The 12,487-nt window shown below is 65.1% G+C and carries 13 protein-coding genes and 1 pseudogene; 7 read left to right on the top strand and 7 right to left on the bottom strand.

Going from position 1 to position 12,487, the window contains the following annotated elements; all coding sequences use genetic code 11:
* Nucleotides 1-125, top strand: a pseudogene (locus AC58D2_RS19800) (IS5 family transposase); the annotation flags it as partial.
* 25 nt (nt 126-150) lie between these two features.
* The gene (locus tag AC58D2_RS19795) at nt 151-1,221 is read left to right on the top strand and encodes a serine hydrolase domain-containing protein (protein WP_497392755.1); all 1,071 of its coding nucleotides are present in this window, start codon (nt 151-153) and stop codon (nt 1,219-1,221) included.
* Nucleotides 1,222-1,258: 37 nt separating this feature from the next.
* Here the strand turns inward: AC58D2_RS19795 and AC58D2_RS19790 are convergent, their stop codons facing one another.
* The 3 genes from AC58D2_RS19790 to purF form a co-directional block, all read right to left on the bottom strand.
* A complete protein-coding gene (locus AC58D2_RS19790; RefSeq protein WP_497392754.1) occupies nt 1,259-1,651 on the bottom strand; it encodes a hypothetical protein in 393 nt (130 codons plus the stop codon).
* A gap of 63 nt (nt 1,652-1,714) precedes the next feature.
* On the bottom strand, nt 1,715-2,449 hold the full coding sequence (locus tag AC58D2_RS19785; protein ID WP_497392753.1) for an SDR family NAD(P)-dependent oxidoreductase: 735 nt from the start codon (nt 2,447-2,449) through the stop codon (nt 1,715-1,717).
* Between the two features lie 4 nt (nt 2,450-2,453).
* Complete coding sequence (purF, locus tag AC58D2_RS19780; RefSeq protein ID WP_497392752.1) at nt 2,454-3,911, bottom strand: amidophosphoribosyltransferase; 1,458 nt, start codon at nt 3,909-3,911, stop codon at nt 2,454-2,456.
* A 140-nt stretch (nt 3,912-4,051) separates the two neighbouring features.
* Between purF and hisI the strand changes: the two genes are divergently transcribed.
* From hisI to AC58D2_RS19755, 5 genes are all read left to right on the top strand, one after another.
* Entirely contained in the window at nt 4,052-4,432 is a 381-nt protein-coding gene (gene hisI, locus AC58D2_RS19775; protein ID WP_497392751.1) for a phosphoribosyl-AMP cyclohydrolase, read from the top strand.
* Nucleotides 4,413-4,958 (top strand): hypothetical protein, encoded by a 546-nt coding sequence (locus tag AC58D2_RS19770; protein WP_497392750.1) that lies wholly within the window; start codon nt 4,413-4,415, stop codon nt 4,956-4,958. The genes hisI and AC58D2_RS19770 overlap by 20 nt, the downstream gene beginning before the upstream one ends.
* Before the next feature lie 67 nt (nt 4,959-5,025).
* Nucleotides 5,026-5,457: a MerR family transcriptional regulator gene (locus tag AC58D2_RS19765; protein WP_497392749.1), complete on the top strand. Its 432-nt coding sequence runs from the start codon at nt 5,026-5,028 to the stop codon at nt 5,455-5,457.
* Between the two features lie 66 nt (nt 5,458-5,523).
* On the top strand, nt 5,524-7,323 hold the full coding sequence (locus tag AC58D2_RS19760; RefSeq protein WP_497392748.1) for an acyl-CoA dehydrogenase C-terminal domain-containing protein: 1,800 nt from the start codon (nt 5,524-5,526) through the stop codon (nt 7,321-7,323).
* A gap of 46 nt (nt 7,324-7,369) precedes the next feature.
* The gene (locus AC58D2_RS19755) at nt 7,370-8,866 is read left to right on the top strand and encodes a phospholipase D-like domain-containing protein (RefSeq protein ID WP_497392747.1); all 1,497 of its coding nucleotides are present in this window, start codon (nt 7,370-7,372) and stop codon (nt 8,864-8,866) included.
* Between the two features lie 20 nt (nt 8,867-8,886).
* Here AC58D2_RS19755 and AC58D2_RS19750 read toward each other — a convergent pair whose 3' ends face one another.
* The 4 genes from AC58D2_RS19750 to AC58D2_RS19735 are packed head-to-tail and all read right to left on the bottom strand — an operon-like array spanning nt 8,887 to nt 12,486.
* A complete protein-coding gene (locus tag AC58D2_RS19750; RefSeq protein WP_497392746.1) occupies nt 8,887-9,738 on the bottom strand; it encodes an HpcH/HpaI aldolase/citrate lyase family protein in 852 nt (283 codons plus the stop codon).
* Nucleotides 9,738-10,190: a MaoC family dehydratase gene (locus tag AC58D2_RS19745; RefSeq protein WP_497392745.1), complete on the bottom strand. Its 453-nt coding sequence runs from the start codon at nt 10,188-10,190 to the stop codon at nt 9,738-9,740. The genes AC58D2_RS19750 and AC58D2_RS19745 overlap by 1 nt, the downstream gene beginning before the upstream one ends.
* Nucleotides 10,191-10,192: 2 nt before the next feature.
* Nucleotides 10,193-10,651, bottom strand: coding sequence for a GNAT family N-acetyltransferase (locus tag AC58D2_RS19740; protein WP_497392744.1), 459 nt, complete (start codon nt 10,649-10,651; stop codon nt 10,193-10,195).
* Nucleotides 10,648-12,486: an acetyl/propionyl/methylcrotonyl-CoA carboxylase subunit alpha gene (locus AC58D2_RS19735; RefSeq protein ID WP_497392759.1), complete on the bottom strand. Its 1,839-nt coding sequence runs from the start codon at nt 12,484-12,486 to the stop codon at nt 10,648-10,650. Before AC58D2_RS19735 ends, AC58D2_RS19740 begins: the two co-directional genes overlap by 4 nt.
* Between the last annotated feature and the right edge of the window lies 1 nt (nt 12,487).

Genomic DNA, 12,487 nt, shown 5'->3' with positions numbered 1-12,487 from the left:
TGTTCAACAAACTCAAGAATTGGCGCAGGGTCGCCACCCGCTACGACAAAACCAAGGAATCCTACCTCGGCTTCGTCGCGCTCGCCTCAGTTAAACTCTGGATACCCTTTGTCCACGAAGCCTAACCATAAATTGCCGGAGGATCTGAACGTGCTGTTTTGGAGCCAGGACCAACGCGACGCCGCTTTCCGCACGATGGAGAGCGTACCGAAAGTCGTCGTTCACACCATCGCAGCCGGCGGCGACGTGTATCCGATGCCGCAAGGCAAGCCGATCGATCTCGGCGTCGATGTCGACGCCTATATGGCGGGCCAGCGCAACGCGGGGCTGATCATCGTTCAGGACGGCAAGATCCGGCTGGAAAAATATGCGCTCGGCTATGGCCCGCAAGGGCGCTGGACGAGTTTTTCGGTCGCGAAAAGCTTCACCTCGACACTCGTCGGGGCGGCCGTGAAGGACGGCTATATCAAGAGCCTCGACGACAAGGTTTCGGCGTATATCCCGGGGCTCAGGGGTTCGGCCTATGACGATGTCAGCGTGCGCCAGCTTCTGACCATGACGTCGGGCGTGAAATGGAATGAGGACTATACCGACCCGAAGTCCGACGTCGCGCAGTTCAACCTGCAAAAGCCGGTGCCCGGCGAAGACATAACCGTCAGCTATATGAAGACCTTGCCGCGTGAAGCGCCCGCCGGGTCGAAGTGGGTCTATAAGACCGGCGAGACCAACCTTATCGGCGTGCTCGTGTCGAGCGCGACCGGCAAGACCTTGTCCGACTATCTGTCCGAAAAGGTGTGGAAGCCGTTCGGGATGGAACAGGACGCGGTGTGGATGCTCGGCGCGACCGGGCACGAGATAAGCGGCTGCTGCATGTCGGCGAGCCTGAAGGATTATGCGCGCTTCGGGCTATTCATCCTCGGCGGCGGGACAGCGGGCGGCAAAGAGGTGCTGCCCGACGGCTGGCTCGCGGCGGCGACCACAAAGCAGGCGGATATCGAGCAGCCGGGACGCGGCTATGGGTATCAATGGTGGACGAACGACGACGGCAGCTTTGCCGCACAGGGTATCTTCGGCCAGGGAATCTTCATCGATCCGAAGCGGAGCCTGGTGATTGCGTCGAATGGCAACTGGCCGACCGCGACCGATCCCGAAGGTGTCGGCGCGTCGCGCGAGGCCTTTTACAAATCGGTGCAGGCGGCGGTCGACGCGGAAGCGGATTGACCGTCGCCGCGCCTGCGCAGGGGCGACGGGTGTTCCGTCAAGCCGTTGCGGGCACCGTCGCCGATACGCGCTGCGCGGTCCACGCGGCGGTCAGCGGGATGACGACGCCCAGCACCATCATCCACCAGCTGTCGCCGAGTGTGACGGCGCGATAGATTCCGGCGCCGATCACCGCGCCGGCGACGATCCAGCCGGGGCCGCTATTCCCCGATGCCCGCATCGCCAGCCAGCCGCCCGCGAAACTGCCGATGAACCAGCCAATCAACAGGGCAAGGGTCGCGCCGGCTGGGATCAATATTTCTCCGGTTTCGACGTCATAGACTTCGGGTGACAGTTCGCCGCCAGCGTATTGGGCGAGCCAGATCAGCGCGAAGGCGACGACTATGCCGATGATCGTCGCGACGATCGAGCGCAGGAGGGAATTGGCCATGACCGGAGTCCTTGCAGAAACGCGGAGAAAAGGAGCCTCTATCGTGCGAAGGCAAAGAACGCGTTAAGCCTCTTCCATCACCTTGGGCAACTCGTGAAAGTCGGTGCTGTCGAAACCGTCGACCATCAAACCGGCGACGAATTCACCAACCGTGGCCGGGTCCTTGATGCTTTGCGGATCTTCCCCCGGATAGGCGCGCGCGCGCATCTGGGTTCGCGTCGCTCCGGGGTTGAGGATGGCGGTACGGACATTCGAAATGTTCCGCATTTCGGCGCCATAGCTCGTGACCAGCGCCTCGAGCGCGGCTTTCGACGCAGCATAGGCGCCCCAATAGGCACGGGGCGTACGCGCGACACCGCTCGATAGCGCGACCAGGCGCCCGTGGGCCGCGCGGCGCAGCAGCGGATCGAAGTTGGCGATCAGCGCTTGCTGCGCAACGACATTCAGCGTCAGCAGCTTGTTGAATTCCTTGCCGTCGATCGCCCCGACCGGGGTCAGCGTGCCAAGCATCGCGGCGTTGAGCACCAGCATGTCGAGATGCTGCCAGCGCTCGGCCATCGCGCTTGCAAGGCGCGCAATGCTGTCGCCGTCGGTAAGGTCGAGCGGTGCAATGGTCGCGCTGCCGCCAGCGGCATGAATGCGATCTTCGAGCTCTTCGAGCCCGCCCGCGGTGCGTGCGGTAATCACGACGTGAGCACCCCGCTTCGCGAGGGAAAAAGCGGTGGCGGCCCCGATGCCGCGGCTGGCGCCGGTGACCAGCGCGACCTGGCCGGCCAGTTCTTCGGATGCTTTGATCATGTCGTCAGACAACCCGTTCGGCCAGAAGCGAGAATTGATCCTCCAGCACATGTTCCTCGAAATCGGTCAGCGTGGTCGGATAGTCGCCGGTGAAGCACGCATCGCAATATTGCGGACAGCGTTCGCTGCGCTCGCTTTCGCCGAGCGCGCGGTAAAGGCCGTCGATAGTCAGGAAAGAGAGGCTGTCGGCGTTGATGAAGTTCGCCATCTGGCCGATCGTCATCTGCGCGGCGAGCAGCTTCGCGCGCTCGGGCGTGTCGACGCCGTAGAAACAGCTGTGCGAGGTCGGCGGGCTCGCGATGCGCATATGCACTTCGGCGGCCCCGGCTTCGCGCATCATCTGCACGATCTTGAGGCTGGTCGTGCCGCGCACGATCGAATCGTCGATCAGCACGATGCGCTTGCCCGCGATCAGGGCTCGATTGGCGTTGTGCTTCAGCTTGACGCCAAGGTGGCGGACCTTATCGCCCGGCTGGATGAAGGTGCGCCCGACATAGTGTGAGCGGATGATGCCGAGTTCAAAGGGAATGCCCGATTCCTGCGCATAGCCGATCGCCGCGGGAGTACCGGAGTCGGGGACCGGAATGACAAGGTCGGCATCGACCGGATTCTCCCGCGCCAGCTCCGCGCCGATCGCCTTGCGCACCGAATAGACGCTGGTGCCGTCGACGATCGAATCGGGGCGCGAGAAATAGACATATTCGAAGATGCACGGGCGCGCGGGACGCTCGGTGAAGGGGTGGTGGGATGTTAGCTGTCCGTCGCGAACAATGACGAGTTCGCCGGGCTCGACCGAGCGAACGAAGTCGGCGCCAACCACGTCGAGCGCGACCGTTTCGGAGGCAAGAATATAGGCGTCGTTGAGCTTGCCGATCACGAGCGGGCGGATGCCGAGAGGGTCGCGACAGCCAATCATCCCCTCGGCGGTCAGGCAGATCAACGAATAGGCGCCTTCGACCTGCTTGAGCGCATCGATGAAGCGATCGAGCAAGGTGCGATAGCTGGACGTGGCGACGAGGTGGATGATCACCTCCGTATCGCTGGTCGACTGGAAGATCGAACCGCGACGGACGAGGATCTTCCTTAGCGCCGCCGCATTCGAGATATTGCCGTTATGCGCTACCGCGAAGCCGCCGGTCGCAAGGTCGGCAAAGAGGGGCTGCACATTGCGCAGCGCGGTTTCGCCGGTCGTGGAGTAACGGACGTGGCCGATCGCCGAGGGACCGTCGAGCTGGCGAATGATGTCGTCGCGATCGAAATTGCCCGCAACATGCCCCATCGCCCTGTGGCTGTGGAACTCCTTGCCGTCGAAGGCCGTGATGCCGGCTGCTTCCTGCCCGCGGTGCTGGAGCGCATGGAGCCCCAGCGCGGCCACGGCCGCGGCGCTGTCTGCGCCATATATGCCAAAGACGCCGCACTCCTCGCGGAGCTTGTCGTCGTCGAAGGGATGGGTCGTCAGCATGTCGATCCGGGGTTGGGGGCGGCAACTGCCGCGCATATAGGGGGCGTGGAGGCAAATGTCGCCCCCCCAATTTGGACTCTTTGATGACAGCGCGCCGGCGGGGGTGGCAGCGAGGGCTTTCCTGGCCTAAAGCCGCGCGAATGGACCAGAACCGCGATACCGCCGACCGTTTCCTGCCGCGCTTCGATGCGGCGGGGTTGCTGACCGCGATCGTCGTCGATGCGGCGACGCGCAAATTGTTGATGGTTGCGCACATGAACGATGTCGCGATCGAGCGGACGCGGGCGACGGGGCAGGCGCATTTCTGGTCGCGCTCGCGCGGGGCGCTGTGGCGCAAGGGCGAGACGTCGGGCAATGGGCTGGACGTCGTAGAGATGCGCGTCGATTGCGACCAGGATGCGCTGCTGCTGGTCGTGCGTCCGGCAGGCCCGGCGTGTCACACCGGGCGCCGGTCGTGCTTTTATCGCCGGGTCGAGAACGACGGCAGCCTGACGTTCCTGGATGACGATGCGCAAGGCTAGGTTGTCCCTGCTTGCCGTCATGCTGTTCGCGGGCGCCTGCGACAAGCACGCGGCGCCCCCCGAGGACATGGCGATCGACGCGGGCAATCCGCTGGAAATCGCGGCGCGCCAGCGCGGGGTTGTGCGTCCCGAGGCGAGCGAGCCGACGGGCGTGTTCGAGCGTATCCACGATCTGGGCCGCGACGCGATGTGCGTGGTGCCCGATGGCCGCGGCGAATGGCGCTTTGCGATGACCGCGGCGTTCGGCACCGGCTTGTCGTGCCGGACGAGGGGGCGGATCGAGCCCGACGGCGAGGGATGGCGCTTTACCTTTGCCGGAGTCGACGATTGCAGCGTGATCCTGCGCGAAGAGGAGGATGAGTTGCGCCTGCCCGGCAAGCTGCCGTCGCAATGCGACAGCCTGTGCCCCGGACGCGCGACGCTCGCCGGGCTTCGCCTGCCGCGTGCGAGCTGGTCCGCCGACGACGCAAGGGGGTTGCGCATGCGCGACGGGCAGGGCAATATCGTCCGGCCTTGCGGGGATTGAGCCCGCCGCTTCTCCCGGATTTCGCCAGCCTTGACGTTCACGTCAACGGAAACTAATCCTGTCGCTTATGACCGAAGAATACGGCCACGCTCATATCGACACGCCCGACCATCTGGGACGCGAGCAGTACAGCATCACCGACCTGTCGACCGAATTCGGCGTCACGGCGCGGGCGCTGCGCTTCTACGAGGATGAAGGGTTGATCAGCCCGTCGCGCAAGGGGTTGTCGCGCATCTATTCGAAACGTGACCGTGCGCGGCTCGCCTGGATTCTGCGCGCCAAGCGCACCGGCTTCAGCCTTGCCGACATTCGCGAGATGATCGACCTTTACGACGTCGGCGACAATCGCAAGCTGCAGCGCCAGGTGACGATCGAGAAATGCCAGGAGCGCATTTCGCTGCTGCGCCGCCAGCGCGACGATATCGACAGCGCGGTCGAGGAATTGACGCGCTTCATCGAAACGGTGAAAAAGGTCGAGGCCACGCAAGAGGCCGGCTGACCCGGAACGCCTCCCCGGGTAAGACAAAAGACCGAAGCCCCCTCTGATTTATCGGAAAGAATTCGCATGCCCGTCTATCGCGCCCCCGTCAAAGACACGCTTTTCCTGCTCAACGATGTGCTCGGAATCGAGCGGTATGCGGGCCTTCCCGGTTTCGCCAACGCCAGTCCCGACATGGTCGAGGCGGTGCTGACCGAGGCCGGGAAATTCTGCGAGGAAGTGCTTTTCCCGCTCAACTATTCGGGCGACCAGCAAGGCTGTACGCGCCACGGCGACGGTTCGGTGACGACGCCGGAAGGATTCAAGGAGGCGTATAGGAGCTATTGCGAGGCCGGTTGGCCGTTGCTCAATCAGCCCGAGGAATTCGGCGGGCAGGCGCTGCCGCACGTCGTCGGATTCCCGGTCGAGGAATATCGCATGGCGGCGAACCAGGCCTTTGCCATGTATCCCGGGCTGACGCAGGCGGCGGTGTCGGCGCTGCTGGTCAAGGGGTCGGACGAACAGAAAGCCAAATATGTCCCCAAGATGGTGTCGGGCGAATGGGGCGGCACGATGAACCTGACCGAGCCGCAATGCGGTACCGACCTGGGCCTGATCCGTACCCGCGCCGAGCCGCAGGCCGACGGCAGCTATGCGATCAGCGGGACCAAGATCTTCATTTCGTCGGGCGAGCACGACCTGACCGACAATATCATTCATCTGGTGCTGGCGAAGACGCCGGGAGCGCCCGACAGTTCGAAAGGCATTTCGCTGTTCATCGTGCCGAAATTCCTGGTGAACGAGGACGGGTCGCCGGGCGCGCGGAACGGCGTGTCGTGCGGCTCGATCGAGCACAAGATGGGCATCCACGCCAATGCGACCTGCGTGATGAACTATGACGGCGCGACCGGCTGGCTGGTCGGCGAGGAGAACAAGGGTCTTGCCGCGATGTTCGTCATGATGAACGCCGCCCGGCTGGGTGTCGGCATCCAGGGGCTGGGGCAGGCCGATGTCGCATTCCAGAATGCGGTGCAATATGCGCAGGACCGCCGCCAGGGCCGCGCGTTGACCGGGCCGCAGGACCCCGAGGCGAAGGCCGACCCGCTGTTCGTTCACCCCGACGTGCGCCGCATGTTGATGGATGGCAAGGCGGTGGTCGAGGGATTGCGCGCGCTGTGCCTTTGGGGCGCTTTGCAGGTCGATCTGTCGCATATGGCCGAGAGCGAGGACGAGCGGCAGCAGGCCGACGACCTCGTCAGCCTGTTGACCCCGGTTATCAAGGGCTATGGCACCGACAAGGGCTATGAGGTCGCCACCAATGCACAGCAGGTGTTCGGCGGCCACGGCTACATCGAAGAGCAGGGCATGAGCCAATATGTGCGCGACGCCCGCATCACGATGATCTATGAAGGCGCGAACGGTGTGCAGGCGATGGACCTTGTCGGCCGCAAGCTGGCGCAGAATGGCGGACGCGCGGTCCAGGCGCTGTTCGCCGTCGTCGACGCCGAATGCGCCGCGGCGAAGGAGGGGCCGCTGTCGGACCTCGCTTTGCGCCTCGAAAAGGCCAATGGCGAACTGAAGGCCGCGACGATGTGGTTCATGCAGAACGGCATGACCAACCCCAACAATGTCGGCGCGGGTGCGCATCACTATATGCACATCATGGGTATCGTCGCGTTGGGCCTGATGTGGCTGCGCATGGCCGAAGCGGCGCAGACGTCGCGGGACGAAGGTCGCGGCGATGCGGCGTTCCTCGATGCGAAGCTGGTGACGGCGCGGCACTTCGCCGAACGCTTCATGCCCGACGCCGGCGCGCTCCGCCGCAAGATCGAGGCGGGCAGCGAGGCGATGATGGAACTGGCGCCCGAACAATTCTTCGCCGCCTGAGCTCTGCGATGCGCAACCATCGCCGCCGCCGCGCGTGTCTGCGGCGATGAGCGACGCCGACCTCTCTCCCATCGTCGCCGAAGGGCGCAATTGCTGGCGGATCGAACGCGCGAACAAAGCGCGGATGATCGTCGACGCCGCAAATTATTATGCGCTGCTTGCACGGTTGATGGCGGGCGCCAAGGAACGCATCCTGCTGATCGGATGGGATTTCGATCCGCGCATATCGCTGACCCCCGAAGCGGACGGCAGCGGCGAAGCGCTTGGCCATTACATGTTGCGGCTCGCAAAGGACCGTCCGGATCGCGATATCGACATCTTGCGCTGGAACTTCGGCGGGCTGAAGCAACTCGCAATGCCGCGCATCGTGTCGATGGTGCTGCGCTGGAAGATCACGCGTTCGATCAGCTTTCGGCTGGACGGCGCGCACCCGGTCGGGTGCAGCCATCATCAAAAGGTCGCGGTATTCGACGACCATCTGGCCGTATGCGGCGGGATCGACGTCGGATCGCGGCGCTGGGATACGCGCGAGCACAAGGACGACGACCCGTGCCGGATCGCCCCCGACGGCGAGGCGTACATGCCCTGGCACGATTCGACGATGATTCTTGCCGGCCCGGTGGGCGAGGCGCTCGCCGAACTGGGCAACGAGCGCTGGCAGCGCGCGACGAAAAAGCCGCTGCGCGACCTGAGCGGTATCGGCGAGAATTGGCCCGACGATCTGGACCCGGATTTCCGTGATGTCGATGTCGCGATTTCGCGCACGCGCGCCGAATATGACGGCTATCCGGCGATCCGCGAGATAGAGCAGCTCTATCTGGACATCATCGCGGGAGCCAAGCACTTCATCTATTTCGAGAATCAATATTTCACGAGCGGCAAGATCGCCGCGGCGATCGCCGAGCGGTTGAACGAGGACGATGCCCCCGAATTCGTCATGGTCATGCCCGAGACCGCCGACGGCTGGCTGGAGCAGATGGCGATGGATGCGGCGCGCGTCGAACTGGTCCGCGAGATCGCCAAGGCGAAGCATGGCGACCGGTTGCGCGTCTATGTGCCGCACACGGCGGGCGGCGACCCGATTTACGTGCACGCCAAGACGGCGATCGTCGACGACCGCTTGATCCGTGTCGGATCGTCGAACATGAACAATCGTTCGATGGGGCTCGACAGCGAGTGCGACGTGACGATCGACGCCGGTCTGACGGCCAATCGCGGCATAGAGTCGACGATTCGCAAATTGCGCGAGTCGTTGATGGCGGAGCATCTGGGGGTCGAGCCGGAAGATGTCGGACGCCATTTCGAACGGAGCGGGTCGCTGATCGAGACGATCGAGGCGCTGCGCGGCGACGGGCGCTCGCTCGAGCGACTCGACCTGATCGCGCCGGGCCCGTTCGACGAGTTTATCGCCGACAATGAATTGCTCGATCCGACGAGCCCCGACGCGATGTTCGAAGGGATCGCCGAGCGCGGGCTGAAGAAGAGCTGGCACCGCGGCAAGGCCTGGATGCGGCGGCACCGGCCATTTCGGCGGCGCGGCTGACCTCCCTTCGCGAAGGCCGATCAGTCCGCGAGTGACAGGATATGCCGCGCCTGCTTGAGGTGCGGCGCGTCGACCATCTTGCCGTCGACTTGCAGCACGCCGGCGCCGGGATTCGCGGCGAAGGCGTCGACGATCGCCTGGGCGCGGGCGACGTCCTCCTCCGCCGGCGTAAAGGCGGCGTTGATTGGCGCGACCTGCGACGGGTGGATCGCCATCATGCCGGTGAAACCGTCGCGCCGCGCCCGCGTCGCATAGGCGGCGAGGCCTTGCTCGTCCCGGATGGCGGGAAACACGGTGTCGATCGCCGCGACGCCCGCGCCATGCGCGGCGAACAGCGTCAAGGCGCGCGCAACGCGATAGGGGTCGGTGTAGCTGCCGTCGGCCTCGCGGCTGGTTGCCGCGCCGATCGCGGCGGGCAGGTCTTCGGCGCCCCAGGTCAAACCGACGAGCCGATCGCGCGCCTCGCGATAGCTGCCGAGCGTAAAGATCGCCGCCGGCGTTTCGGTCGCGATCGGCAGGACAGGGGGCAAATGATCCGTATCGCCGCCTTCGCTGCGTAAAATCGTGTCGAGTTGCGCAAGGCTCGGCGCGCCTTCGGCCTTGGGAAGCATGATCGCATCGGGCGCGGCACCCACGATGGCGGCGATGTCGGCGGCGGTCATATGCCCGTCGAGCGGGTTAACGCGTACCAGCGTGATGACCTCCCGCGTGCCCGCAAGGTAATCGGCGACGGCATCGCGTGCCATGTCCTTGTTTGCCGGCGAGACCGAATCCTCCAGATCGAGAATGATCGCGTCGGCGCCCGATGCGGCGGCTTTGGCAAAGCGATCGGGGCGGTCGCCGGGGACGAAGAGGAGGGAACGCAGTCGCATCAGTCGGCCTTTCGCTTGATAAGGGCCGAACGCTCGCACTGGCAGACAAGTTCATCGCGCTGGTTGATGCAGCGATGAAGAAAGGTGACGATCCCGGCGTTCGGTCGCGATTTCGACTCTTTCAATGCGATCACCTCGCTCTCCGCGCGCAGCGTGTCGCCGAGGAACACCGGCCTGGGCATCACCAGCTTGTCGTAGCCGAGGTTGGCAACGAGTGTGCCCAGCGTGGTGTCGCCCACCGACAGCCCGACCATCAGGCTGAAGGTGAAGGTGCCGTTGACGAGAATCTGTCCGAATTCGGATGCCTTCGCGGCCTCTATGTCGAGGTGCAGCGGCTGCGGATTGTGCGTCATCGTCGTGAAGAGCAGATTGTCCGTCTCTGTCACCGTGCGGCGGATGTCGTGGGCCAGCGTGTCGCCGACCTGCCACTCGTCGAATAATTTGCCTGCCATGATCAGTCCTTCAGATGCAGTTTCATGCCGACATGGCTCGCCGCGAAGCCGAGCCGGGCGTAGAAGCGATGCGCGTCGGTGCGGGTCGCCGACGACGTCAGTTGGACGAGCTTGCAGTCGCGCGCGCGGCACTGTTCGACCGCCCACAGGATCATGCGTTCGCCGAGCCTTCGACCGCGCAGGTCGCTTGCGATCCGCACCGCCTCGATCAATCCGCGCCAGCTGCCGCGAAAGGAGAGGCCGGGCAGGAAGCTCAACTGCATCGTCCCGACGACGCGGCCGTCCAGTTCCGCAGCGATCAGATGCTGGTTCGGACCGGCGTCGATCGCCTCGAAAGCTGCAAGATAGCACGGATCGCCGGGATCGGTCTCGCGGTCGGGCGGTATCGTGTCTTCGGCGAGCATCGCGAGGATAGCGGGAAGGTCCGCGCGCGTCGCATCGCGGAGGATCAGGTCGCTCATTCGGCCGGCTCGATCCGCGCGAGCAGCGCCTCGACCTGAACCTGCGCGCCCGCTTCGGCGTTGAGTTCGGCCACCACGCCGTCGAAGGGCGCGGTCAGGCTGTGCTCCATCTTCATCGCCTCGAGCGTCAGCAGCTTTTGGCCCTTGGTCACGACATCGCCCGCAGCGACATCGACCGCGATGACCTTGCCCGGCATCGGCGAGAGGATCGCGCCGTCGCCCGCCGCGCCGCCGACCCCGCCCGCCGCGCGCCAGGGCGCGAGCTGCCACACCGAGCCGCTTTCGGCGACGAGCATCGCGGGGGCGGGTTCGGCGGTGCCGGGGCCGTGCAGCACGACATCGACCCGCTTGCCGTCGAGCAGGAAGGGCGCGGTGCGCACATCGGGCGCGTTGAGACGGAAACCCGATTGCAGGACACGCGGCACCATCGCCATCGCGGCGTTGGTCAGCGCCTGGGGCGAGGGTTCGGGGGCTGCGGTCATCGCGTCGCCGTCGCGGCCGATCAGCCCGGTGTCGACGGTGCCGGCGACGAAATCGGGGTGGCCGAGCGCATGGATCAGGAAGGCCGAATTGGTCTTCACCGGCCACACCGCGCTGTCCTCGAGCATGTCGGACAGCGTCTCGCGCGCCTCGTCGCGGGTTTCGCCGTGCGCGATGACCTTGGCGATCATCGGGTCGTAAAAGGGCGAGACCTCGGCGCCTTCATAGACGCCCGTGTCGACGCGGCCGATATGATCGGAAAGCTGGAACAGTTCGAGCGGACCGGTCGAGGGCAGGAAGCCCCTGGCCGGGTCTTCGGCATAGAGGCGCGCCTCCATCGCCCAGCCATCGATCGCGAGTTCGTCCTGCGTCAGCGGGACCGGCTCGCCGCTGGCGACGCGCAGCTGCCATTCGACGAGGTCGACGCCGGTGATTTCTTCGGTCACCGGATGCTCGACCTGTAGCCGCGTGTTCATTTCCATGAACCAGATGCGGTCGGCGCGCAGGCCTTCGGATGCGTCGGCGATGAACTCGATCGTACCGGCGCCGACATAGTCGACCGCCTTCGCCGCGCGTACCGCGGCGGCGCACAGCTCGGCGCGGGTCGCTTCGTCCATGCCGGGGGCGGGGGCTTCCTCGATCACCTTCTGGTGGCGGCGCTGGAGCGAACAGTCGCGCTCGAACAGGTGGACGACATTGCCGTGGGTGTCGCCGAACACCTGCACCTCGATATGGCGCGGGGTCAAGATATATTTCTCGATAAGCACATGGTCGTTGCCGAAGGACGCCGCAGCCTCGCGCTGGCACGAGGCGAGCGCGTCGATGAAATCCGCCGCGGCGTCGACCTTGCGCATCCCCTTGCCGCCGCCGCCCGCGACCGCCTTGATGAGGACGGGATAGCCGACCTGCGCGGCCTGTTCGGCGAGGAAATCCGGGTCCTGATTTTCGCCCATATAGCCCGGCGTCACCGGCACCCCGGCGTCGGCCATCAGCGTCTTTGCGGCGTCTTTCAGGCCCATCGCGGTGATCGACGAGGGCTTCGGCCCGACCCAGATCAGCCCGGCATCGGTGACGGCCTGCGCGAACGCGGCATTTTCCGAGAGGAATCCATAGCCGGGATGGATCGCCTCGGCGCCAGTCGCCCGGGCCGCCGCGATGATCTTCTCGCCGACGAGGTAGCTCTCGCGCGCCGGCGACGGCCCGATATGCACGGCTTCGTCGGCCTCGCGCACATGCAGGGCCTTGGCGTCGGCGTCCGAATAGACCGCAACGGTGCGGATGCCCATCTCGCGCGCGGTGCGGATGATGCGGCAAGCGATCTCGCCGCGATTGGCGATGAGGAGGGAGTTGATCATC

The organism is Sphingopyxis sp. CR5 (assembly GCF_059693785.1).
This window is presented reverse-complemented; position numbering and strand designations above follow the sequence as displayed.

What these genes read in the sequence shown, in the direction of transcription:
- AC58D2_RS19750 (WP_497392746.1), bottom strand. Translation starts at nt 9,738, where the DNA reads ATGCGACTGCGTTCCCTCCTCTTCGTCCCCGGCGACCGCCCCGATCGC.
- hisI (WP_497392751.1), top strand. Translation starts at nt 4,052, where the DNA reads ATGGACCAGAACCGCGATACCGCCGACCGTTTCCTGCCGCGCTTCGAT.
- AC58D2_RS19770 (WP_497392750.1), top strand. Translation starts at nt 4,413, where the DNA reads ATGACGATGCGCAAGGCTAGGTTGTCCCTGCTTGCCGTCATGCTGTTC.
- AC58D2_RS19790 (WP_497392754.1), bottom strand. Translation starts at nt 1,651, where the DNA reads ATGGCCAATTCCCTCCTGCGCTCGATCGTCGCGACGATCATCGGCATA.
- AC58D2_RS19760 (WP_497392748.1), top strand. Translation starts at nt 5,524, where the DNA reads ATGCCCGTCTATCGCGCCCCCGTCAAAGACACGCTTTTCCTGCTCAAC.
- AC58D2_RS19785 (WP_497392753.1), bottom strand. Translation starts at nt 2,449, where the DNA reads ATGATCAAAGCATCCGAAGAACTGGCCGGCCAGGTCGCGCTGGTCACC.
- AC58D2_RS19745 (WP_497392745.1), bottom strand. Translation starts at nt 10,190, where the DNA reads ATGGCAGGCAAATTATTCGACGAGTGGCAGGTCGGCGACACGCTGGCC.
- purF (WP_497392752.1), bottom strand. Translation starts at nt 3,911, where the DNA reads ATGCTGACGACCCATCCCTTCGACGACGACAAGCTCCGCGAGGAGTGC.
- AC58D2_RS19735 (WP_497392759.1), bottom strand. Translation starts at nt 12,486, where the DNA reads ATGATCAACTCCCTCCTCATCGCCAATCGCGGCGAGATCGCTTGCCGC.
- AC58D2_RS19740 (WP_497392744.1), bottom strand. Translation starts at nt 10,651, where the DNA reads ATGAGCGACCTGATCCTCCGCGATGCGACGCGCGCGGACCTTCCCGCT.
- AC58D2_RS19755 (WP_497392747.1), top strand. Translation starts at nt 7,370, where the DNA reads ATGAGCGACGCCGACCTCTCTCCCATCGTCGCCGAAGGGCGCAATTGC.
- AC58D2_RS19765 (WP_497392749.1), top strand. Translation starts at nt 5,026, where the DNA reads ATGACCGAAGAATACGGCCACGCTCATATCGACACGCCCGACCATCTG.